The sequence below is a fragment of the Cryobacterium sp. 10I5 genome (genome assembly GCF_035019865.1).
GTDB lineage: Bacteria > Actinomycetota > Actinomycetes > Actinomycetales > Microbacteriaceae > Cryobacterium > Cryobacterium breve_A.
On record NZ_JASJVI010000014.1, the window covers coordinates 1 to 23,115 of the forward strand.

At 60.7% G+C, this 23,115-nt stretch carries 18 protein-coding genes and 2 pseudogenes; 16 read left to right on the forward strand and 4 right to left on the reverse strand.

Annotated elements, in window-relative coordinates:
* The first annotated feature begins 145 nt into the window (after positions 1 to 145).
* On the forward strand, positions 146 to 379 hold the full coding sequence (locus tag QN350_RS06340; RefSeq protein WP_323515962.1) for a hypothetical protein: 234 nt from the start codon (positions 146 to 148) through the stop codon (positions 377 to 379).
* Between the two features lie 72 nt (positions 380 to 451).
* Here the strand turns inward: QN350_RS06340 and QN350_RS06345 are convergent, their stop codons facing one another.
* The gene (locus QN350_RS06345; RefSeq protein WP_323515964.1) at positions 452 to 1,570 is read right to left on the reverse strand and encodes a hypothetical protein; all 1,119 of its coding nucleotides are present in this window, start codon (positions 1,568 to 1,570) and stop codon (positions 452 to 454) included.
* 1,298 nt (positions 1,571 to 2,868) lie between these two features.
* On the opposite strand from QN350_RS06345, the gene QN350_RS06350 reads away from it, so the two are divergent.
* The 13 genes and pseudogenes from QN350_RS06350 (at position 2,869) to QN350_RS06400 (ending at position 16,666) form a co-directional block, all read left to right on the forward strand.
* Positions 2,869 to 3,828, forward strand: a complete 960-nt coding sequence (locus QN350_RS06350; RefSeq protein WP_323515966.1) for a glycosyltransferase — start codon at positions 2,869 to 2,871, stop codon at positions 3,826 to 3,828.
* A complete protein-coding gene (locus tag QN350_RS06355) occupies positions 3,825 to 4,916 on the forward strand; it encodes a hypothetical protein (RefSeq protein WP_323515968.1) in 1,092 nt (363 codons plus the stop codon). The genes QN350_RS06350 and QN350_RS06355 overlap by 4 nt, the downstream gene beginning before the upstream one ends.
* A gap of 562 nt (positions 4,917 to 5,478) precedes the next feature.
* Positions 5,479 to 6,090 carry a glycosyltransferase family 4 protein gene (locus QN350_RS19960; protein ID WP_416347723.1) on the forward strand — a complete coding sequence of 204 codons (612 nt, stop codon included), beginning with the start codon at positions 5,479 to 5,481 and terminating at the stop codon, positions 6,088 to 6,090.
* Positions 6,087 to 7,112, forward strand: coding sequence for a glycosyltransferase (locus QN350_RS19965; RefSeq protein ID WP_416347721.1), 1,026 nt, complete (start codon positions 6,087 to 6,089; stop codon positions 7,110 to 7,112). Before QN350_RS19960 ends, QN350_RS19965 begins: the two co-directional genes overlap by 4 nt.
* The gene (locus QN350_RS06360; RefSeq protein ID WP_323515970.1) at positions 7,087 to 8,340 is read left to right on the forward strand and encodes a hypothetical protein; all 1,254 of its coding nucleotides are present in this window, start codon (positions 7,087 to 7,089) and stop codon (positions 8,338 to 8,340) included. Before QN350_RS19965 ends, QN350_RS06360 begins: the two co-directional genes overlap by 26 nt.
* Positions 8,341 to 8,453: 113 nt before the next feature.
* Complete coding sequence (galE, locus tag QN350_RS06365) at positions 8,454 to 9,503, forward strand: UDP-glucose 4-epimerase GalE (RefSeq protein WP_323515971.1); 1,050 nt, start codon at positions 8,454 to 8,456, stop codon at positions 9,501 to 9,503.
* Positions 9,504 to 9,784: 281 nt separating this feature from the next.
* The gene (locus QN350_RS06370; RefSeq protein WP_323515972.1) at positions 9,785 to 11,524 is read left to right on the forward strand and encodes a DUF4012 domain-containing protein; all 1,740 of its coding nucleotides are present in this window, start codon (positions 9,785 to 9,787) and stop codon (positions 11,522 to 11,524) included.
* Between the two features lie 67 nt (positions 11,525 to 11,591).
* Entirely contained in the window at positions 11,592 to 12,125 is a 534-nt protein-coding gene (locus QN350_RS06375) for a sortase (RefSeq protein WP_323515973.1), read from the forward strand.
* A gap of 216 nt (positions 12,126 to 12,341) precedes the next feature.
* Positions 12,342 to 13,655, forward strand: a pseudogene (locus tag QN350_RS06380) (UDP-glucose dehydrogenase family protein).
* Positions 13,656 to 13,953: 298 nt separating this feature from the next.
* Positions 13,954 to 14,148 carry a hypothetical protein gene (locus tag QN350_RS06385; RefSeq protein WP_323515975.1) on the forward strand — a complete coding sequence of 65 codons (195 nt, stop codon included), beginning with the start codon at positions 13,954 to 13,956 and terminating at the stop codon, positions 14,146 to 14,148.
* Positions 14,145 to 14,690 carry an ATP-binding protein gene (locus tag QN350_RS06390; protein WP_323515978.1) on the forward strand — a complete coding sequence of 182 codons (546 nt, stop codon included), beginning with the start codon at positions 14,145 to 14,147 and terminating at the stop codon, positions 14,688 to 14,690. The genes QN350_RS06385 and QN350_RS06390 overlap by 4 nt, the downstream gene beginning before the upstream one ends.
* Positions 14,691 to 14,834: 144 nt before the next feature.
* Positions 14,835 to 16,007 carry a site-specific integrase gene (locus tag QN350_RS06395; protein WP_323515980.1) on the forward strand — a complete coding sequence of 391 codons (1,173 nt, stop codon included), beginning with the start codon at positions 14,835 to 14,837 and terminating at the stop codon, positions 16,005 to 16,007.
* The gene (locus QN350_RS06400; protein WP_323515985.1) at positions 16,004 to 16,666 is read left to right on the forward strand and encodes a tyrosine-type recombinase/integrase; all 663 of its coding nucleotides are present in this window, start codon (positions 16,004 to 16,006) and stop codon (positions 16,664 to 16,666) included. Before QN350_RS06395 ends, QN350_RS06400 begins: the two co-directional genes overlap by 4 nt.
* Positions 16,667 to 16,671: 5 nt before the next feature.
* Here the strand turns inward: QN350_RS06400 and QN350_RS06405 are convergent.
* Positions 16,672 to 17,816 (reverse strand): IS3 family transposase gene (locus QN350_RS06405; protein WP_323515987.1). Its coding sequence is split into 2 segments (ribosomal slippage): positions 16,672 to 17,537 and positions 17,537 to 17,816, totalling 1,146 coding nucleotides; the frame shifts between segments, so codons are not numbered across the junction.
* A 372-nt stretch (positions 17,817 to 18,188) separates the two neighbouring features.
* On the opposite strand from QN350_RS06405, the gene QN350_RS06410 reads away from it, so the two are divergent.
* Positions 18,189 to 19,178: a tyrosine-type recombinase/integrase gene (locus tag QN350_RS06410; RefSeq protein WP_134558624.1), complete on the forward strand. Its 990-nt coding sequence runs from the start codon at positions 18,189 to 18,191 to the stop codon at positions 19,176 to 19,178.
* A gap of 130 nt (positions 19,179 to 19,308) precedes the next feature.
* Positions 19,309 to 19,551: pseudogene (locus tag QN350_RS06415) on the forward strand (ATP-binding protein); the annotation flags it as partial.
* A 329-nt stretch (positions 19,552 to 19,880) separates the two neighbouring features.
* Here the strand turns inward: QN350_RS06415 and QN350_RS06420 are convergent.
* Positions 19,881 to 20,558 (reverse strand): IS4 family transposase, encoded by a 678-nt coding sequence (locus tag QN350_RS06420; protein ID WP_416347722.1) that lies wholly within the window; start codon positions 20,556 to 20,558, stop codon positions 19,881 to 19,883.
* Between the two features lie 1,490 nt (positions 20,559 to 22,048).
* On the reverse strand, positions 22,049 to 22,813 hold the full coding sequence (locus tag QN350_RS06425; protein ID WP_323515989.1) for a sigma factor: 765 nt from the start codon (positions 22,811 to 22,813) through the stop codon (positions 22,049 to 22,051).
* Positions 22,814 to 23,115: the final 302 nt, after the last annotated feature.

Genomic DNA, 23,115 nt, shown 5'->3' on the forward strand with positions numbered 1-23,115 from the left:
CACCACTGGTGCTCTTCCGCACGACCAGTGGGGCTCAACCGCACGATCGGGTGGGGCTCAGAGACTCGAATACTCACCTGTTTTCAGTCGGCGTTAACACCAAGCCGTCAGCGCGCGCCGACCCACGGTCGCGGCCGTCGTCGAGATGGCCTCACTGGCCCGCTACGACGAGCTCTTCAGCGTTGACATCGCCGACCGTGTTGGCGGTCGCGTCATGACCGGCTCCGAAGCTGCGTCGCAGACGGAGTACTACGCCCGCGCGCTGCGGGCACCACGGATCAGCGAAGTCTTCCGGCGCCTGGGCGACCAGGCCCGCGACGCGGGTTTTCGAAGAGCGCTGACAGAATTGGGGCGCGGACGCAAGGATCTTCCGCAATAAGTCTTGTGGAGTTGACGTAAGGCGTGAACGGCTAGTCGGAATCCAGTTGAATCACTAGACGTCGCAGGAAGTTCATCGCGAATGTTCTGTGCGCGCCCCGCCCAACGGCGTTTCATCTCGATATCGAGACGGCACCGCTGATCGGGCTTGCGAGGAGATGATGGCTCCAATTGAGAGTGTGAGCAGGAGTAAGCGTCCGCCGGGATAGTCAACGAAGAATGGAACTTCCGTAATTGAATGAATTATCAGCATCGCCCAGACAGCTAGTGGCAAAACCGACTCGGCGTTAACGGCCGATCGGCCAAGGACGATGATCCAGATAACTGTCAGCGCGGCAAGAGTTCCTCCTCCAGTCGCGACGTCCATCAGTAGCTGATTGTGGGCGTGTACCCAAGGAATCTGACCAAGTCTTGAGAGCGAAGTAAACGCCGAGAGTCCACCTCCGATCGTGGGATCAAAGTGTTGGCTTAGCACCCATTCCCAGACTGCGACGCGACCAGTAAATAGGTGCAAGTCGGCTTCGCTCGAGCTGAGCGAAGCGAGGACCAGAGGCGCAAAGTAACTCGCAGTTACAAGAGCAAGGATGACTAGCTTAACTGCGCGCACGGGCCGCGTCCACACGACGATGAGCCCCAATGCCAACGAGACGAGCGACGTGAGCGATAGTGAACCAACTACGACGACAATCGCACTAATTCCTACTACTGAAACTACCTTTCGTCGATGTGCGGCCAACACGATCGTCAGTGCAGCCGCCATCCCGCTCAAGTTCGGATGGCCAAAGACTCCCGTCAGCCGCCCCTCCACAAATACATTGCGAGCATCGATTGAAAAGGCGCTTTGTCCAAGCGCGATACTAGCGAGAGACAAAATCATCGTGATGCCCAAGCAACGGTAGAACGAGTCGATAGTGAATGCACGCCACAGAAGGCAGAAGCCGAAGAGGCAGGCGTGAGCCGCCAACCAGGACGATTTTGACGCGTCTTCTACTCCGTAGCTCCGAATGAGGGGGATCACGCCTGAGAGTGCGATACAACCGAGGACCAACCATATGGTCCTGGTCAGCTTCTGGCCTTCAACGAAGTGCAAGAAGCTTGCAACAAAAAGCAAAGCTATAGTCGATCCGGTCGAAATCGAAATGGCCATGGAGGCAGCCGCGGGCATGGAGTTGAAGCCAAGGAGCGTGGACACGGAAGAACCAACAGTGAGAACGTAGAGTGATGATCTGGCGACTCGTACCCAGAGTGCTCGACCGAAAACAGCCGATTCCTGCGTTACAGGTCTATCGATTCCTTTGACTTCAAAGCTAGACATGCTCATGCGGGGGCCACGAGTCTTGTCAAGTCTGACAATGCGTCCAGACCTCTCTCGCGAACCTGACGTATCAATCCAGGCTGGGCCACAGAAGGATTCCACTCACCACTTTCGGGTGCGGAACTTGAACCGGCCATGGGCACCACTATTTCTGCGAGCGCCTCAAACTCGTGGTGATAAGAAAATCCGCAAGTCGGTAGACCAAGGAGCGCGCTGATTATGCCAGCATGTAGGCGCCCAGCATACAACCCCGAAAGTCGCGCCATCGCTTCAACTGCCTCGCTTGGAGTTCTCGGAAGAACACTCCGGATACCAAGATCTCTCCAGTAGTGCGAATCCGATCCCCAACGAGACCGATCAAACTCAATAAAAACGACCTTGCTAGGCCCTCCTAGGCGCGCCAAGAGTTCACGCACGCCCGTCCGGTACCAGTCCTTGGTAAGCCAGGCCCTGTTTATCAACCAATGAGGAAAATATCGAGGGAACGACATCCCTATTGGGCCTAGACCATTCTCCTTGTCTGAACGCAGGTGCCAGGCTCGCCGGTATAGAAATGCAATGTCCGAACTAAGTTTCGTCGCATGTCCAAGTCCTACGGTGTCAGAGATTGCGCGGACGTGGATCGGTTCTGAAATCTGGGTAATGACGTTGCCCGCCCTCTGTGTATCCATGTCGAACGGACCGAGTCCGAGTCCTAATCCATAGGTCGGCCCTTGGTGCTGGTCAAGATGCCGCTGCCAGCGTTTCAATGTCGTGGAATTCGCACGATGCGCAGCGAGCCAACCACCACCCCAAAGCAACAGTGGGGCTGAGTCTCGTTCTAAGTTGTGCGCCCCGGTAAGACAATACTGGCCCCTACAGCGCAACCTTACGGAGCGCCGTTTCTTGACTTCGTCGCCATTCTCAATGTGTTGACTTGCGATTTCCGCTATCCAATCGTCCCCGATGTTTCCGTGGCCAGCCCAAGTGAAGAGTTGTGGTCTTGATTGGTTCAAATCTGCGACCTTGCACAATCGGAGTTATCTGCTCTCGCGGAGCTGCTGAGCAATCTGGGCAACGAGGACTCGACTACCATCGGAAAAAGGGGTGCGCTTCCCGTCGAAGGCAATTTGAATTTCGAAGCAAATTCAACTTTACCTGACCGGATCGAATAGAAGGAACGAGGGATTATCAGAATGGAGTTCGTCCTTTCTTCTCGTGAGAATGTGTGGGGTGGGGGAGAAGTATTTCTCTACGACGTATCGGTGGAACTTGTGGGCAAAGGGCATGCCCTGCTGTGGAGGATTCCAAAAACGAGCTCACTTGCTAGGAAAGCATCCAACGGGCGCCTTATATCGCGTTCGTTCCCAGCTCCTCGCGGGGTGGTTATTGCCAACGACTTCAGGTCGCTGTGGACATCAATCGTGCTAGACGGCATCCGGGTCCGGATCTTCGTGATTCATGGCACTTGGCAGTTGAGTCTGATCCGTGCTCTCGTGCTGCGCGCGTTCCGCGTGCGGGTCTTCTGCGTGAACGGCGCTTTGTTGGCTCGCGCAAATGAACTTGGAGTCAAAGGGGCGCTACTTCTGCCCTTGGGGCCAAGAGAAGTATCTAAATCGAGTGTTCGTGACCCTTTGGTGAAGTCACGTGTCGTGGACATAGTATTTGGCACAATCGCTCGACTCGACCCCGTCAAGCGCCTGGAACTATTTTGTTCGACGGTCGAAGCTCTTGGCGCGACGGGAATCCTGGTCGTACCGCCGGCGAAAACCGAACTGGAGCGTTCGGTCAGAGATGAGTTGCGAAGCTTCCGCTCAATTCAGGTTTTCGACGACGGTGACGCAGAACATGTCTGGACCACGGCTGATGTCTTTCTGTCGACCTCCGTAGATGAGTCACTCGGGCTGGCGCATATTGAAGCACTTCAAAGAGGCATTCCGGTACTCACCACAGCTAGACAAGGACCGACAGAGTTTCTAACCGGGCCGCTTGCTTCGGGTCTGCTGCCGAATGACTTGATTCACAACTTGTCGACTGTCAGTGAGGCGTTGGCGAAAATCGACCACTCCGGTGCTGGCTACTACGTTGCAGCTCAGCTGACAGCAAACTCAAGGGGACCGCGACAATCAGTGGAATTTCTGTTGAGAAATCTATGACAATCGTTTACGTCCGTGAGAGCCGTCATCCGCAAGAGGCGCTGGGGGCCAGAGTTCGGGAGATTGGGCTCATTGAGGGACTCGGTGCAAATGGCGTAAGCGTGGTTCAGATAGCGACGGTGAGCACGCGGCCGCATTGGCCGGAGCTGTTCAAATTCTGGCGCTGTCAACTCCCTGATCCGGCCAGTATGTCTGAGACAACGGAGCCGCACCATCCTATTTTCTTTGTCGGGGGACTGCCGCTGGCGTGCGGTATTGCACCACGCCTCCGGAAGAAGTTTCCCGGTGCTTATATTCATGTCGACGTATGCGACAGTTGGATCCAGTTGTCGAACATCACGAGCGCAAAGAGTTGGATCATGTCCATGGCGATAACCGTTTTAAAACGGTGTCTTGCGAAGTTCGTCTTGGAATATGTTGGCAGATCCTGCGATGGTGTAAGTTACATTTCCCTGTCTGACTATGAGTCCGATACAAAGTACCTCCCCGCGCGTTTGCAAGCAGACATTGTGCCAAACTCAGTGAGCTCGGAGTATTCAGGAGTAACGCTGATCCCCAATGTAGACGGGCCAATACGCGCGATTGCGGACTGGTCCTATCCCCCTAATCAGATAATGCTCCGTGAAACGCTTGAGTGGCACGCGGCCCTCAGCACTAATTTCAATGTCGAGCTTGAACTTATTGGTCCCGGCCTACCGGTCGTCAGCTATGGCCGCTTAGTTACCGCGAGAGGTTGGGTAGACGACCTTTCGGGAGCGCTGGACGGGAGCCTGGCAGTCCTATCGCTCGTGCGCAGTGGCGCGGGTGTCAAGAATAAGGTGCTTGTTCCGCTCGTCATGGGGCTTCCAGTGATTGCGCTCGTCGAGGGACTGAACGGGATCCCAAAGTGTGACGGCTTAGTTATCGCTGACGGGCTCGACGCGGATGAAGCAATACGACGAGCGCGGCTTCTTGCGTCGACTGGATTCGATGCACCATTGCTGCCTAACTGGAGTGAAGCCGTAAGAGACGTGGCCGAACATTTTAAGAGGGGACCACATGAAGGTCATTATCACGGCGTACCAAGCGCAGGCGAATGTTGGAACTGAAGCTGGCCTCGCTTGGCAGTGGGCGAAGGCATATGCGGATAGAGGATACGAGGTTTCCGTTCTCACTCAGGCTTCGTCTGATGAACAGGACGAATCACACGTCTGGCAAGAACGGGGCATTGACCTCATTCGACTGGGGAAAGAGTCCTCGTCCACAAAGGCACCGGAAGGGATCCGGGGATTGGTGGACGCTGCGAGGGCCTACCGGATATGGACCCACGACGCAACGTCCGTGCTGGCCACGCGTGATCCGGATGTCGGCATTGTCCACCACGTGAGTTGGGGATCAGTCCGGTTGCCACCGCCATTTCCGATATTGAGAAAAGAAGACACTCATACGCGGTGGATCTGGGGACCTTTGGGCGGTGGGCAGCACGCAATCTTTCGAGGTCTTACCGTTGGTGCAATTCCCTCCGAATTGTTTAGATCGGCGACATTTCCCGTCGCGAGATTGCGCCTTGCGATCTTCGCACGCAGATCGGCTCAGCCACTGGGGTCGATCTGGACGAATATGGAGTCGAGGGCTTTCCTGAGGAAAGCCGGTGTGCTCGGTGGAACCATGATGCTTGCTGATGGTGTACAAGAGGCACTTATTTCGACGTCGGTTCGCCCGCCAATCAGCGGGCCTTTGAATCTCCTTTGGCTCGGACGGCTAGTACCTTCCAAGCGTCCGGACATCGCGCTTAGGGTTCTAGGCCGACTAGTGCAGATGGGTGTTCCCGTTCACCTCAAAGTCGTCGGTGCCGGGCCCATGGCGGCCAAGCTAGAACGGATAGCTCGCGACCTAGATCTCGGTGATGCCTACGAATCGGTAGGACGGGTTCCTTGGGCTGAAACTCGCGCGCTCCATCAGGGTGCAGATCTACTGCTTTTTCATAGCATGAGGGACTCTTCCTGTCCCAGCGTCCTGGAAGCGGCTTCACAAGGTATGCCAACAGTCGGCCTACGTGTGCAAGGTTTTGGGTCGGCGATACCAGAGACCCTCGCGTTCGGTCCGACGAAATTGGTGAACAGTCGTACTCTTGTTGAGGAGTTGGCTGACGAGTGCGCGGCGCTCTACTACGATGCCCAGCGATACGCAGCTGCCTCAACAGCTGCGCTTGCTTTTGCTCGAACACAGACTTGGAATGAAAAACTCAATCGAATCTTGTCCACAGTCGGCAAGCCGCGATGAGAGTACTCGCGGTGCTTATCCGGTTGGAGGGTGGTGGAGCTGAAGCGAGCGTCGCCAGGATCATTCCCCCGCTTCTGAGGCGTGGTGTCATAGTTCAGCGAGCGTCATGCGAAATCGCTTGGCCGGGCGAACAATCCGATCCTTCTCGTTCGCTTGCAAATCCGTATGGCGATAACCCTCTCGGATGGCTCAGGTCGGCTTGGAAATTGAGGCAACAAGTCCTAAATTTTAGGCCGGACATCATCCATGTTCATTGCGAGAGACCTGAATTGATCGTCGCGATCGCTAAGTGGATGCATTGGCTGGGAAGAGTGCCGATAATCGTCACTGAACATACGCGCGAACCGTGGAAACAACATCCCATCGTCGGCCGAGTAGTTCGACGAATCCTGACTGCTCATAGTGCTCGCTTCGTTGCCTGCTACACCGGGGGAAAAGCTGGGATCTCTGTGATCTACAATCCTGCAAACCCCGAACTTCCGGCTCGCGATTTACCTGCAGCCTTGGAGAGAATTGTTGTAATTGGTAGGTTGAATGACGGTAAGCGCGTGAGCTGGATCCTGAACGCGGCATCGAGGGCGAAGGTGGCCTGTCCGATCGTCGTCACTGGCGACGGTCCGGCGCGGAGGCACTTATCGATCCTGGCTGGTCTGCTTGCCTTAGACGTCACGTTCCGAGGCTTCCAAAAGGACCCCTGGTCAGACGTAAGATCTGGCGACTTGTTCGTCACGGCTAGTTCGTTCGAAGGAGAGCCACTGGCCGTAATCGAGGCGATAGCGGCTCGTGTCCCGGCTTTGATGAGCAGGATCAGTGGCCACGAGGGTCTTGCCCATAGTCCGGATCAGCTGTTTTCGTCGGTCGAGGGATTGGTTGATCGGCTAAAGTTCGCAATGGAACCCAAAGGGCTGTCTGCCTTGATCCCCTCCTTGAGATTTCGCGAGACAATCCTGTCTGCTCGTAGCCCGGAATCGGTAGCAGACAGGTGGGTTCGAGAGTATGACATTCTCGCCAACGAAAGTTAAAGCATTGGGGAGCGTTGCAACCTTCGCTGCAGGCAATGCCGCTTCGAGTCTCGCGACCTATGTCTTGTTCTTGGTGTTCGCGTATCGCTCATCTGGGGAAGTCCTGGGTACTTTTTCGCTCATATCGGCGGGCGTGGGAATCTTGGTCGTCGTTGTTGACACCCTGATCACGCAACGAGTTGTGCAGGACACCCACGCCCGTGGGGCACTAATCGATGAAACAACTTCAGTTCTGTCATCCCTTGCACCCACAAGGCTGGGCCTCACCCTTGTCCTCGCGCTGACTGGCTCCGTCTTACTTGGCTGCCTATCCGGTGATCTGGTCTTGTCCGCGGCGACCTTTGTCCTTGCAGCCGGTCAGGCGACGTATTCAATTGTGTCAACGACGCAATCATTGGTCGCCACCAAGTTTGTCTCTATTCAGATACTGTTTACCGTCGCTGGGTTATTGGCAAGCGCGTGGTTCTGGTTTGGAATCTCGAATGCATCGACGGCGGGCCTGCTCTTGGCTATGGGGGCCTCCAGGATTGTGCCAGGGGGCTCGTTGCTGTTGTACGACTCGCGAAGGCAAAGCCGGCGCCGCGTGCCGAGATCGGAATTGAGGCGAATCCTCGTAGGAAGCTCGACGAGAGCAAAGAGTGCGGCTTTGCTCGTGCTTCACATCGCGAATGCCATCACAGGTAATGCTGACACAATGATTGCAGGAATTGGAGGGGTGGCCCTGGTCGGCCACTACCAACTCGCACAACGTCCGATGCTCGGTTTGTCGGTACTAAACGTGAGCATTGGACAAACGGCTCTAAAACGATTTGTCGGAGCTAAGTATCAATTGAATGGTTGGTACCTGGCGCTGTTTTCCAGTGTGTTGGTTGTATGGCCGTGCTTGGGCGTGGTCGCGGGCGTAATCGTGAACCAGATTTCACCACCTTCTGTTCAGATTCCTGACTCGGTTTTCGTCGTTCTGGGCTTGGGATTCGGCTTTGGCGCAATCGCTGCGGTCACGGGCCCGCTCCTATTAATCCGTGGCGAAGAATTCGCGCTCATGACGGCCGGGGTCGTCCAACTAGTCGTACTAATATTATTTGGTTTGCTTCTTGTCGGGCCTATGCAGCTCACCGGAATCGCCATATCCTTTGCGGTCTCGAAATTCTCTGTCGTCGCAATTCAACTAGTTTCTCTTGATCGCGCCGGACGAGTCGGTCGGCGCGCCCTTGGGAGTTCAGTGTGACTCGATGTCTATTCGCGCGACGACGGAGGGCGTCTGAGATTGATGCCAACCATTCTGCCTGTAGCGTGTGTACGCGAGCGAATGCTCGATGTTGTTCGGGAAATTAGGAAACGGTGAGAGTTCTTCTAACTGGCGGAGCCGGATTCATCGGCTCGCACACGGCTGTCGCTCTTCTGGAACGAGGACACGAAGTCATCGTCTTAGACGACTTTTCAAATAGCAGTCGGGAGCCTATCCGTCGTGTCGAAGAATTGTGCGGCAAGCAAGTTACTCTACACATCGCTGACCTGACCAACGCGGCGTCGACTCAGAAGGTGTTTGCAAGTGAGTCGATTGATGCAGTCATACACTTTGCAGGGCTTAAATCGGTTGGCGAGTCCGTACGAGATCCACTCTTGTACTACCGAACCAACCTCATGTCCACGATGGTTCTGCTGGAAACTATGGCCTTAGCCAAGGTGAAAAAGCTCGTATTCAGCTCCTCAGCAACCGTGTACGGGGTAGCCAAAGATGTCCCCGTGTCTGAATCGAGCGAAGTCAGCTACAGGCTTTCGAACCCATACGGACAAACGAAAGCAATGATTGAGCAGATTATTCGCGACGCAGTCGTCGCGGATTCAGCATTGCAAATTGCCGTGCTTCGCTACTTCAATCCGGTGGGTGCGCACACGAGCGGTCGTATCGGTGAGGATCCAAAGCAGACCCCAAACAACCTGCTACCATTTGTGAGTCAGGTTGCAGTGGGACTTCGTGATTTCGTGTCTGTGTTCGGTGGGGGCTATGACACGCCGGACGGGACCGGAGTGCGCGACTACATTCATGTCATGGACTTGGCGGAAGGCCATCTGGCAGCACTTGCGCATCTTAAGAGCGGTGTTTCCACTTACAATTTGGGTTCGGGCATAGGCTCCAGTGTTCTTGACGTGATCAATACATTCTCCCGAGTTGCGAATCGGGCCATACCCTATGAAGTTGTAGCTGCTCGAGAGGGCGATGTTTCTTGTTCCTACGCAGACGTCACAAAGGCCACAAGAGAACTCGGTTGGTCTACACATCGAACTCTTGAGGATGCATGCCGTGATGCGTGGCGGTGGCAGTCCGGTAACCCCCATGGTTACGCATCGCAGGCAAGTCCTCGCGGGGTCTTGGCAGTCTCGTCTTGAACGCAAGTTGGAATTGGAATTGCGCAGCGCCGATGCCGCAAATAGACGATACATACATACATGCTTGCGTTGAGTCCAAAAATGGTGATGCCCGTCTAGGATCGCAACTCGAAGCGACATGGCACGTTTGAATTTGAGTCTTATCGCGAACAAGGACTTCGCGAAGGGGCAGCTTGCCCTGTCCTCGTGCTGTTCATAACGAATCGACAACAATGACCCCACTGCCCTCAACGTCTCGCTCCTCAAGCCGACGGCTTCGTAGAAGAGTCTTACGACTCTCCTTGGCGGGCGTCGCGGTCGTCGGCCTGACGGCCTGCGCCTGGATAGGGATCCGAGCCGAGCTCGCCAAGGGCGAACTCGAAAGCGCCATCCCGCTCGCTTCGAAGATCCAGGATCAGGTTGTGTCCGGCGATGGCGCGTCTGCGGGCGCGACCGCGGCCGAGCTCAGCAGGCATGCGGCCAGCGCAGCGAGCCTGACGAGCGATCCGGTCTGGCGGGCCTTCGAGGTTGTTCCGTTTCTGGGGCCGAATCTTGTGGCCGTGCGGCAGCTAGCCGCGGTGGTCGACGGCGTGGCGCAGAACGCCGTCACGCCGCTGGCGCAGGTGGCCGGGGCGGTCAAGCTGAGCGACTTCAAGCCGGTGAACGGCGCGATCAACGTCCAGCCGCTGGTCGATGCCCAACCGCAGTTCGCCGTGGCGAACGCGGCGCTTACCTCCGCTGCCTCACAGGTCGCGGCGATCGACACTTCGGCGACGCTGCCGGTGGTGCGTAGTGCGGCCGACCAACTGACGAATGCGGTCACGAAGGCGGCCGGAAGTGTTGATGATGTGGACCGGGCGGTGCGCCTTGTGCCGAACATGCTCGGGGCATCCGGGCCGCGCAACTACGTGCTGCTGTTCCAGAACCCGGCCGAGCTGCGCGCCACCGGCGGAATCGCGGGCGCGGTCGCTCTCATCCACGCCGAGGGCGGGCAGATCAAGCTCGCGCAGCAGGCATCCAGCACGGACTTCCCGCTCTACAAGACGCCCGTGCTCCCATTGGCGGAAGAGACCCGGGGTCTCTACGGCGAGAACACTGGGCAGTACATTCAGGACGTCAACTTCACCCCCGATTTCGCGCAGACGGGGCCGCTTGCGCGGGAGATGTGGAAGCGGCAGTTCGGCGTCGAAGCCGACGGTGTTGTCTCCATCGATCCGGTCGCGCTGAGCTACCTGCTGCGGGCCACCGGTCCGATCACGCTGCCCACCGGCGACATGCTCACCGCCGACAACGCCGTGCAACTTTTGCTGAGCGATGTCTACGCCCGCTACAAGAAGCCCGCCGACCAGGACAAGTTCTTCGCGGCGGCGGCATCATCCGTGTTCTCGGCGGTGTCGAGCGGGAACGCCGACCCGAAAGCCCTCATCACCGCGCTCGCCCAGGCCGGCAGCGAGTACCGGTTGCTGGTGTGGAGCGCGCACGCCGACGACCAGGCCGTGCTCGCCGACACCACCCTCGCCGGCGGGCTGCCGGTGAGCGACGCGAGCGCCACCCGCTTCGGCGTGTATCTCAACGACGGCACCGGCGCAAAGATGGGGATGTACCTTGACATGAAAGTTGCCCTCGGGCAGGCGACGTGCCGCAAAGACGAACGCCCCAATTATGGGGTCACGGTCACACTCACGAACACCGCCCCGGCGGATGCCGCCACGACGCTTTCCGACTACGTCACCGGTGGCGCCGTCTTCGGGGTGCCGCGGGGAAACGTGAAGACGGTCGTCTCGGTCTACGGTGCGCCCGGCATGGAAAACCTGGGAATGACGCGGGATGGCGGGGTTGTGGGCTACCACCCTGGCACTGACGCGGGGTACCCGGTGAGCGCGGTCACGGTGGAGCTGTCACCCGGGCAGAGCACCGTTCTGCAGTTCGGCTGGCTGGGCGAGAAACCTGACACATCGTCACTTCTTGCCCAGATGACACCGGGAATTCATGTAAGCGAAACAATGGGGGGAGACTTAAGCTGTGAATCTCCCCTATGGTAAGAGGGTGCCTCGTGACGCGCACCAGCGTCAGCACAAAGACCAACATCAAACTGGGGGAAATTTCACCATGGTAAAAAAGACTCTCGCGGTCATCGCACTCGCGGTCCTCGCCCTCTTCGCAGTACCGACCGCGGCGACCGCCGCTGGTTACGTTGCTGCTGACAAGGTCACGGTCTCTGGCTCTGCGGTTGCCGGCGGCACCGTCGTCGTCAGCTTCGCTGCTGGAGCCTTCACCGCTGGCGAGCAGGTTTCGTTCGCATGCACCGGTTCCGGCACGGCGACGCTGTCCGCTGTCAAGGCAGCCACCGCGACGCTCGTCAAGACCGCTGACGCATCCGGCGCCACCTCGGTCAACGTCAAGCTGCCCGCCGACGCGACCGGCACCTACACCGTCACCGCCACGGGCGTCACCTCTGCCAACGTTGCTACCGCCTCGATCACCATCGGTGCCGCTGACGCAGGCACCACCGGCAAGGCGCTTGCCAGCACCGGCTACAACGCTCCCATGCTCCTCATCTGGGGCTCCGCAGGCGTTCTCCTCCTCGGCATCGCACTCGTCGTCGTGATGACGATCGTTCGTCGCCAGCGCGCGAACGCGTAACCTGCTCGATCGGAGCCTGCCCTGCCGGGTTTCGAGGTTCCCCCTAGAACGGCCCCGCACCTCGGGGCGGGGCCGTTTGGTGTGTGGGGTGCCGCAGTGTGGGGTGTCAGCGGCCGCGCGTCGGGAAGCGTGGACGGGGCACGGCTGACCGCTCGATGGAGCAGCGCCCGGGGCGTTCGCCCGGCCCCGGTATGGTGTAGCCACGGAGTTGCTCTCATGAAGATTTCCGTCATCGGCTGTGGGTACCTGGGAGCCGTGCACGCGGCCGCGATGGTCGAACTCGGCCACGAGGTCGTCGGCATCGACGTTGACGCCCGGAAGATCGCACAGCTGGCCTTAGGGGTCCCGCCGTTCTTCGAACCGGGCCTTCCGGAAATCCTCACCTCGGCCATGGCCACCGGCCGACTCCGGTTCAGCACCGACATCGCCGAGGTCGCCGGCTCGCGTGTGCACTTCCTCGCGGTCGGCACCCCGCAGAAGCCCGGCAGCTACGCCGCGGACCTCACCTACGTCGACGCCACCATCCAGGCGCTCCTGCCGTACCTTGGCGACGGCGACCTGGTCGTGGGCAAGAGCACGGTGCCGGTCGGCACCGCGAGCCGCCTCGCCGGGCTCGTGGAGGCATCCGGCACCGGGGCGACACTCGCCTGGAACCCCGAGTTCCTCCGCGAGGGCTTCGCCGTGCAGGACACGATCAGCCCCGATCGCCTCGTCTACGGTGTCGCCGCGGGTGCAGCGGGGGAGCGCGCCACGGCGCTGCTCAGCGAGATCTACGCCGCGGCTCTCGCCGCCGAGACCCCGCTCGTCGTCACCGACTTCGCCACCGCGGAACTCGTCAAGGTCGCCGCGAACGCGTTCCTGGCCACCAAGATCAGTTTCATCAACGCCATGGCGGAGATCGCCGAGGTGACCGGCGCCGACGTCACCCAGCTCGCGGATGCCATCGGCTACGACGGGCGCATCGGCCGCCGGTTCCTGGGCGCCGGCGTCGGGTTCGGCGGCGGCTGCCTGCCGAAGGACATCCGCGCGTTCACCGCCCGGGCCGAGGAGCTTGGCCGCGGTGAGTCGGTCGCCTTCCTCAAGGAGGTCGACAAGATCAACCTGCGGCGCCGCCAGCGTGTGGTCGACCTGACCGTTGCGAGCCTCGGCCGGCCCGTGTACAACGCCAAGATTGCCGTGCTCGGGATCAGCTTCAAGCCGCACTCGGACGACGTGCGTGATTCGCCCGCGCTCGACGTTGCCGTTCAGCTGCACGGGCTGGGTGCCCACGTCGTGGCGACGGACCCGCAGGGCATCGAGAATGCTCGGTTGCGGCATCCGCAGCTGACGTATTCGACCGAGCTCTCGGAAACGCTGCGTGACGCGGATGCCGTCGTGCTCGTGACCTAATGGCCCGAGTTCCGGCAGCTCGACCCGGTCTGGGCGGCAAGCCTCGTCAGGTCGCAGGTCGTCATCGACGGCCGCAACTCCTACGACACGGCCGCCTGGCGGGCCGCCGGCTGGCAGTACCACGGGCTCGGCCGCCCGTAGCCGCATTTGGTCATGACGGCTCTTCCCCGACTGGTGGCCTTCGACCTCGACGACACCTCGCGCCCTCCAAGTGACCGATCGACCCTCCTGATGGTTGCTCCTGATCGGTATAGCCGAGGTATGCGTGATCTCCAGGGGCCAGATCGCCCGAACTTGTCGTGCCAGCCGGTCCGAAGCCAGTGGGATCAAATACCATTACCTGTTCACGCGGCTCGCGAGGTGGGTCAGTGACAATGATTTTGACATGATTAATTGGCTCCCCCCTGTACCCGGCTGATCGCGGTGTGCCGATATTGGCGTGGGGGCATTTGCGGCCGCGCGGGATCAGGTAACGGGCAAATTGTCGGCGACCTGGGCAGCCCCGGACACAGCTGCGCTGGGCATGCTCGCCCGGCGCATGGCCGACGGCACGGCACCGACGGCGGAAAACGTGGACTTGAGCGTCTATGACATCTTCACCGCCGTCAACACCGTGACGGGAGAAATCGCATGAGCCTCGTCACCGTCCAGGACATCATCGATACCGGCCGGCAATCCTCGCTGACCGGCACAGTGCTGGCCGAATGGGCCGAGCGGGGCACTCCGAAACAACGCGAATACCTCCACGGGATGCTCCTCGCCGAGCACGAATCCCGGCAGGAATCGCGCCGCCAACGGCTCTTGAGCGCCGCCAGGCTGCCAACGCTGAAATCACTGACGGGGTTTGACTACTCCAACGTCAACTTCCCCGGCGACTATGGCCGCAACGCTTTGACGTCACTGGAGTTCATCAACCACGCCGAGGACCTGGTGCTTTACGGCGACGTCGGCACCGGCAAAACCCACCTCGCCAGCGCGCTGATCGCCGCGGCCTGCCAGCAAGGAATCCCGGCCCGCTTCTACACCACGTCGTCGCTGGTGATGCAGCTGCGCCGCGCCAAAGACGAAGGCCGCCTTGACCGGGAGCTGGCCAACATAGCGAAAAACCAGCTTGTCGCAATCGATTTATGCCGACTCCGTGATTATGCCGATGTTGCTGGGGACGCTCGGAAATAGTGCCGGTAGTGCTGGGATCCGCTACTGGTGCGTCCGAATATTGTCGGCATAATTGCGGCTTCGGTTGAAGCTATCCCCGAGGAGGTATCGTGCCTCCAATTTGGGGACGAAATGATGTCAGGAACTCGCAGGAAGCCGGGCGCGATGGCGCCCTACATTGCCGGGTTGGATTCGAAACTAGCTTCCGCCGGCTACACGCCGGGCACTCGGCGAAACATGTTGAAGGTCGTCGGTGACGTCGGCCGATGGTTGGTCGACGAGCAATTGGCCGCCGCCGACTTCAATGAAAGCCGCGTCGCGGTCTTCGTGGCCGCACGTACACAGGCCGGCTTCCGCCAGAAATATTACTGGCCGAATTTCGCGGTGATGTTGGAGCTGTTGCGCGAGCAAGGGGTGCTTGCACCGCTTCCCGTCGCTGCGGTCTCTCCGCTGGAGAGCGTCCTCACGGATTACCGTCAGTGGTTATTCCAGGAGAAGGACCTCGCAACCATGACCGTGCTTCGGTATGAGAATCTAGCGCGACGGTTCCTGCAGATCGGACAACCTGCGGGGCATTTAGTCGACACATCGACACTGTCGGGCACCCACGTTTCGGCCTTCATTCTGGCCGAGAGTGGGCGGGTGAGTCTGGGGTCTGCGCGCGGCCGGGTCGCCGAGATGCGATCACTGCTGCGCTACCTCTTCATAACTGAACGGACCAGCTGGAATTTGGCGGGATGTGTTCCCTCGGTCGCTGGCTGGCGCGATGCACACCTGCCGGTGTCGTTGAGCGTCGAGCAGGTCGAGGCGATGGTGGCCAGTTGCGATTGCAGCACGAGCACCGGCCGCCGCGACCGGGCGATCATGCTGTTGTTGGCACGGCTGGGATTGCGGTCGATCGAGGTCGCCCGGCTGCGCCTGGATGATATCGACTGGCGCGCCGGGGAGATCACCGTCCGCGGCAAAGCGCGCCGCCGCGACCGAATGCCTCTTCCGGTCGACGCCGGTGAGGCATTGGCCGACTATCTCCAGCAGGGACGGCCGGCGTCACCTTGCCGGGAGGTGTTCATCACCGAACGGGCTCCGCGCAAACCGATCCCGGCGAATCTTGTCGGAGATGTGGTGCGGCGGGCGGGCCGTCGGGCACATTGCCCGGCCGGAAAGGCGCACCGGCTGCGGCATGCGTTGGCGACGGAGATGCTGGCGAAGGGAACACCGCTGGTGGATATCGGTCAGGTGTTGCGGCACCGGGATCTGGCGACGACCGCCATCTATGCGAAGGTCGATATCGCCTCGCTGCGCGAGATGGCCCAGGACTGGCCGGGGCAGAACTCATGACCATGCTCACCGAATCCTTGGACCACTACCTCGAGCTGCGTCACAATCTGGGTTACAAGCTGGCTGATGCCGGCCGGCTACTTCCCCGGTTCGTGGCCTGGATGGAGGCAAACGAACAGCCAACGGTCACGATTCGCCACGCGATCACCTGGGTTGAGTTGCAGCCGGCCCAGCCGGGGAGCGTCGTTTGGCCCCACCGGATGACGGCCGTCCGTGGTTTCGCCCGCTACCTCTCCGGCATCGACCCCGCGACGGAAGTCCCACCGATCGGCCTCTTCCCATCCAAACGGCAGTGGCGTCCACCCTTCATCTTCACCGCCGACAACATCACCGCCCTCATGGACCAGGCACACCGAACCTTGGATTCACGGCTGCCCGCGGCGACCTACTCCACCCTGATCGGTCTGCTCTCGGTGACGGGACTGCGCATCGGGGAAGCGATCCGGCTGGACGGCGCCGATATCGACCTCACCGGAGGAGTCGTCCTGATCCGGGAATCGAAGTTCGCCAAAACCCGCAACGTTCCCCTGCAACCCAGCACCGTTGCTGCGCTTCGCGCCTACGCAGCCCAGCGGGACAAGCACCTTCCGACACCAATCACCACGAGCTTCTTCGTCACGGTCGGGACTGCCCCGAGTTCAGTTGACTCAAAGGGTTAGTGGTTTCAGGCGGCTTTGAGGGCCACGTTTATTGTCTCAAACTCGATCGGGGTGAGCTTGCCGAGGCGGCGTTGCCGGCGCTTGCGGTGGTATGTCCGCTCGATCCAAATCACCATCGCGAGGCGCAGTTCCTCTCGGGTTGACCACCGCTTCCGGTCGAGGACGTTCTTCTGCAGCAGCGCGAAGAAGGACTCCATCGCGGCGTTGTCGCCGCATGCGCCGACGCGGCCCATCGACCCGGTGATGCCGTTGTTCTTCAGCACACGCAGGAACGCGTTGGAGCGGAATTGAGAGCCTCGGTCCGAGTGCAGGATCGTGCCGTCGATGGTGCGCTGACCGATCGCGTTCCGGGCCGCGGCAACGGCCAGGGACGCCTTCATCCTGGAGTCGATGGAGTAGCCGACGATCTTGTTCGAGTAGACGTCTTTGATCGCGCAGAGGTAGATCTTGCCCTCGTCGGTGCGGTGTTCGGTGATGTCGGTCAGCCAGAGCTGGTTCGGGCGTGTCGCGGTGAAGTTCCGCTGAACGTGGTCGTCGTGGACGGGCGGGCCGGCCTTGCGCCTCAGGCCGCGTTTCTTCGCGAACACGGACCAGAGTCGCTGCTGCGAGCAGAGCCGCCAGACCCGGTTCTCGCCGGCGGTGAGGCCCGCATGGTTGAGCTCGTCGGAGATGAACCGGTAGCCGAACGCGGGGTCGTCCTGGTGGGCGTCCCAGGCGGCGTTGGTGAGGTGGGCGTCGTCCCAATCACGTTGGGAGACCGGGTTTCGGAGCCACTGATAGAAGGCTTGTTTGGAGAAGCGCAATACCCGGCAGGTCACCGTGACGGGGACTCCGTCGACGGCCAGTTCGCGGACCAGCGGGTACATCATTTTGGGTTGACGTCCCGGGAGAGGTAGGCGACCGCGCGGCGCATTACTTCGGCTTCCTGCTCCAGCAGCCGGATCCGTTTCCTCGCCTCCCGCAGCTCAGCCGACTCCTTCTCCGTCACGCCGGGCTTCACCCCCTCTTCGACGTCGGCTTTCTTCAGCCAGTTCGCCAGGCACGACTCGGAGATGCCGAAGTCCTTCGCTATCTGGTTCAGCGGGGCTTCGTGCTTGCGAGCGACCGCGACGACATCGCGACGGAACTCGGGTGGGTAGGGCTTGGGCATGGTGACATCTTTCCAGCGAAGACGAATCTCCACAGGTCAGGAGTCAACCAAACCGGGGGCAGTCCCGTCACAGGAAAACGGTTGCTCTATCCCGTTGTCCAAACCATCTTCCATGACCTGTGTTCTGACGCCGGGATCGGCGTCGGAGCCGCCCGCGGGCCCCACCTCCACGCGCTGCGCCACACCTTCGCGATCACCACTTTGGTCAACTGGTATCGCAGCGGCGCCGACGTCCATGCCCGCCTGCCATACCTGTCCACCTACCTCGGGCATCGCGAGCCCCCGGTTCACCTACTGGTATCTCTCCGCCGCCCCCGAGCTGCTCGCGCTGGCCGCCGGCCACCTCGAACCCGGCAATGGGCAGGTGACCTCGTGACCGTGATCACGGCGACGGTGCAGATGTTCTTCACCGACCGCCTCGCCAAGCAGCGTCAGGCCAGCAGCCACACCATCGCCGCCTATCGTGACACGCTGCGGCTGCTCTTCACCTACCTTCAGGAGAGAACTGGGAAGGCTCCGTCGCGACTGGACTGGACAGATCTGGATCACACCACCATCAGCGAGTTCCTGGATCATCTGCAAACGGACCGGCAAAATAGCGCCCGCACACGAAACGCCCGCCTGGGCGCGCTGCGATCCTTGTTCCGCTACGCCGCACTGCAGCACCCCGAGCACGCCGACATCATCGCCCGGGTCCTGGCGATTCCGCCGAAAAGGTTCGACAAAGCCACCGTGTCCTACCTCACCGCCCATGAGGTCGATGCCCTGCTGGCCGCTCCGGATCTCAACAGTTGGGAAGGCCGCCGCGACCACGCCTGGCTGATGCTCTGCATCCAGACCGGACTGCGCGTTTCGGAGCTGACCGACCTGAACTGCGCCGATGTCAGCACCGGCACCGGCGCGAACGTCCGATGTCAGGGAAAAGGACGCAAGGAAAGGGCCATCCCCCTCACCACGGCGACAGCGACAGTTATTCGACATTGGCTGACTGAACGAGCAGGTGTTCCCACCGCTCCGCTGTTCTGCACCCGCACCGGTCGGCGCCTCAGCCGCGACGCGATCGAACACCGGTTGACCGCCCACCATGCGAGAGCGGCCATCGCCTGCGGGACGTTGGGTTCGAAGAAGCTCTCCCCGCACGCGCTGCGGCACACCACGGCCATGACATTGCTGCACGCGGGAGTGGACACCACGGTCATCGCGCTCTGGCTGGGCCACGCCGATACTCGATCCACCGATCCCTACATCCACGCGGACATGACGATCAAGGAACGCGCTCTGGCGAAAACCACTCCGGTGGAATCGAAGGCCGGCCGATATCACCCCGCCGACAGACTCCTCGCGTTCCTGGAAGGACTGTGATTATGCCGACATCCCAGCAGCCGCCGGGCGTTAGGACCCAATGAAACACTGGACGATTCGACCGTCACCACGACAACATCGGCATAATCACGGAGTCGGCATAAGTCGACTTATGCAGACATCTGCATAAGTCGATGAACTCGGATATCTTCCGATCGATACCGAGGGCGCCCGGCTCCTATTCCAAGTCATCGCGGACGGTTACGAGAAACGAAGCCTGATCATCACCACAAACCTCGAATTCTCCCGATGGGGAGCCGTGTTTGGCGATGACAACATGGCCGCCGCTGTCATCGACCGCATCGTCCACCACGGCCGGCTCCTGCAATTCCGTGGCGACTCCTACCGAGTCAAACACGCCCTCATGAAATGACCCGCCGCCAGACTGGCCACCCGGAATACGGCCCACACGGCCGCGCCAACCACATCACGTATCCTCACCAGTCAGGACTCCGTCATGAATGATCACACCCGTCCAGAGCGCCCCCTCGCACCAGCCGACCACGAGACAGGCTGGTGGGATGACAACGGACGACCAGCCCCATGGCCTGACGACTTCGCCGATCCCGCAGCTGGATGGAGCGACGGAAACAGCCGCGGTCCCGACGTCGGCGAAGACGAAAACGACCCAGAAAACCAGCCGTTCTGACCACCCTGATCAAATGGCCGGAAATCGCGCCACAATGGCAGGTTAATTAGCGCTCAAATGGCCGGCTTCAAGTTGACAAAACACACGTGGCGCCAGACCGCTGTGGTGTGGTCAGGTCGCGGAGGGGGAAAATCGCCCTGGGCCACGCAGCGGCGGGCGATGCGGAGGGCGGCGATGAAGGAGACCCGGTCGGGGTCGCGTTGAGCGTGTTGTGCGGCCTCGATCATCAGGGTTCGGATCGCGTAGTGGCAGCAGAGGTGGCCCCAGGTTTCCTGCTTGACCAGGTCCGAGGACTTGGACCGCATCACCATGCGCGGGCCACGCTGATGCGTTTTCAACTCATCGAACACAGACTCGATCTCCCACCGTTCTGAGTACACGGTCGCGAGCTCTTCCGCAGATGCCTCACCCGGATCAAGGATCGTGCTCAGCAACCGGTAGCCATCGGGACTGTCGCGGCCGTCGTCGATCGTGTAGTTCACGACCCGCACGGTCAAGGGCGGTGTCGACTGCCGCCCCGGGCCGGAGGCCGGGATGATGGTGGCCAGCCACGAGCCGTCAGCGAGGGTTTCCAGGTGCCGTGGACGGAGGTTCGTTTTGACCCGCCAGAGCAGGTCAGCGCCCGTCGCTGCCGCCTGTTCCCAGAGCCGGAAGCCGCAGAAGCCACGGTCGGCCAGGATGGCGAATGGGCCGCCGCCAACCACAAGGGAGGACGGTGTTCGTGGTTTCAATGTTGATCGCTGCGGCCGCGCCGAAGCCTTAGTGCAGGCCCTGATTTGCAAAGAGAAAACGGCCGGCTTCCCGATTGGCACTCGAGCAGCCGGCCGTTCCGGGCCGGCAGCAACAGAGGGAGGGTTGTGAACTGCCGGCCTTTAGCCGACGGCGCGAGGAGTTCGCTGCGCTGTCGGCTGGTCTGGGTTTAGTGGCGCATGCGCGGCCTTGTCTTGCAGCGACAGACGTCAACTGCCGGTGGCGCCGGGTGCGTCGCCGAGTGCGAAACTCTTGGCGGTACTGGGGCGAGATTGCGCGTCATCGAAGGTCAGAATTCTTGACGCGGACGGCGCGTTGCCGACACATCCGCGCATTCACGTCGCTCTCCCAGCAAACGCAGCGTCTCTTCGATGCGATCGAATCGTGGTCAGCCCGGCCTCGAAACTGTTCTCCCGCAAAGCGTCGCGAATGGCAACTGCCGAGATGCGTGGATCAGCCATGCAAGCGCGAAGCCGGGCGGCGCTCCGAGAGTCGATTGAGTTGATATATGCATTGATCTTGCCGACGGTGCCGACCTGTGGTCGGGCGGATCGAATGAGCTGTTCGTACACTGTGTTTGTCCCTCCAGAGACTCGTGCCGGGTCGCGTCCAGATGTGGACTACGGCAAAACCGTGCGCTCCTCTATAGATGCGCGGGCATCTTCAAATATTGCACGGCGGGCAAGAATTAGCCGATGATTCTCGTCTGGATTTGGCTATCTTGGTATGGGCGCCCGGACCGTTGAGTATCGCCCAGGACCGTGAGGCTGGCACTACCTGTATTTCTTCCCCCTATAGTCACAAGCGTCGACGCCATCAGAAAGATCCGTGTCAGACCCGTGCGGAGTTTATGCTTGGCGCATCGAGTTATCGGCATGCGGAGGTCGAATCCGACGCAACTGATCGGAGGGAAGGGAAACGGTTTTTCCTCGGGCGGCCGTCGGCGTTCGTGCTCCGAAAACGGTCCGTGCGGCCATCACGGACGCGCCCGCGGCATACCGCCACGCAGCCCTATTCTCGGCGACTCGCTCGAAGGCAAGTAGCACGACTGCTTGCCTGGCCCGTTGCTCCAACGGCGTCCTGACCCCGACGACCACTCTCACGCAACGCGCATCATGGATCGCACGAGTGGGCCTCCAGCTGACGCGGAAGACGAGCCCGTCCGGGGTGTCGCCTGCACACTGCACACGGCTTTCACCCACTCTCTGGGCGCCGCCGTGATACGCATTGTATGCGTGCGTAGTTGCCGGCAGGGAGTGACGATTACGCTCCGCCGGCCACTGGCCCGAGACCACGGGGCTCGGTGCAGTCTGATGAGATTGGGATGCTTCCGCAGCGGCCGGGGCAGCCGGCGCCGGGATCGGCCTGCTGAGGGAACTGAGCTCCGGGTGGGGCGACGCGGATCGGGGAGCGTGGCCGATCCAGGTCAGGGCGCACCTCCGGTGAAGCAACGATTGGGGCTGGGCTGACCTTAGTTCTCGAGGAGGAATTTCAGGTGTGGGGCGGCGGCTGCAAGAGCCGCGCCGGCCCGTGCCAGGCGCCGCGAGGCGCTGCCTGGCGTGATGCCGCGTTCGCGTGCAAGTCCGCTAAGGAGGACGGGTTGGCGTCCGTCCAGCCCAAAGGCATCGACCAGGAGGGCTCGGTGCTCCTCGCTGAGGAGATCAAGGGCGGCGTGGATCTGCTCCTTCATATCTGCTTCCTCCATCAGCTCCTCTGGCCCTGCTCGACCGTCCTTCACAACGTCTGACAGCATCAGTGATTCGACCCCGCCGCCGATCGGCGCGTCCAAGGATGACGGCCGCGGGATTGAGAGGCCGCGGCGGATGAGTGCGCGCCGTTCATTTCGATTGGCCAGATCTCCGGGCATTCCTGCTCGGGCCACTGCTTCTCCATGGGTCGAATGGGAACGCTCAAGGTATTTATGGAGCGGAACTCCCTGTGAGGGTTCGAATCGGTCCAAGGCTTCGAGGCAACGGAGGGTAGCCTCTGCTGCACGATCCTCTGAGGCCTGAGCGGTGGGGGATGTGCGGGTCGCCTGGCGCGTGATCCAAGCGAGGTATGCGGTGATGAGGCTATTGCGGGCACTGAGCGAGTTGATGCGGTCGGCGTCCGTGGCCTCAGGCGAGTGGCCGGCCCCGATCTGGGCAATTAAGTGGGCGTGAACGGCGCGGTCGAGCTTGACTCCGGGGGGCATGGCGGCCCTCGTTCGGTCTTCGTGCCTGGTTGATTTGAGCATTGCAGTCCTCCGTGCAACGGTCCCTGCGAGTGGGGACCTCTGCTTGGACTGCGCGTTCGGGGACCCAAGATCCCGCCCTAGAACGCCTACTTCAGGCCTATTTCACCTGGCCATACTCCCCACGCCCAATGAATCCCTGGGACCGAGGGTCTATTTCACTATTGCGCCTCTTCCAACGGGTTCGGGTGGGGGCTGTCTTTCCGGACAGACACCGATTTTGAGTGACTGTCTGTGTCGATGGGGGTGTCACTCCTTCCTCGATGAATTAGCGAAATGGTGAAATAACTCTCTGTAGAAAGAGG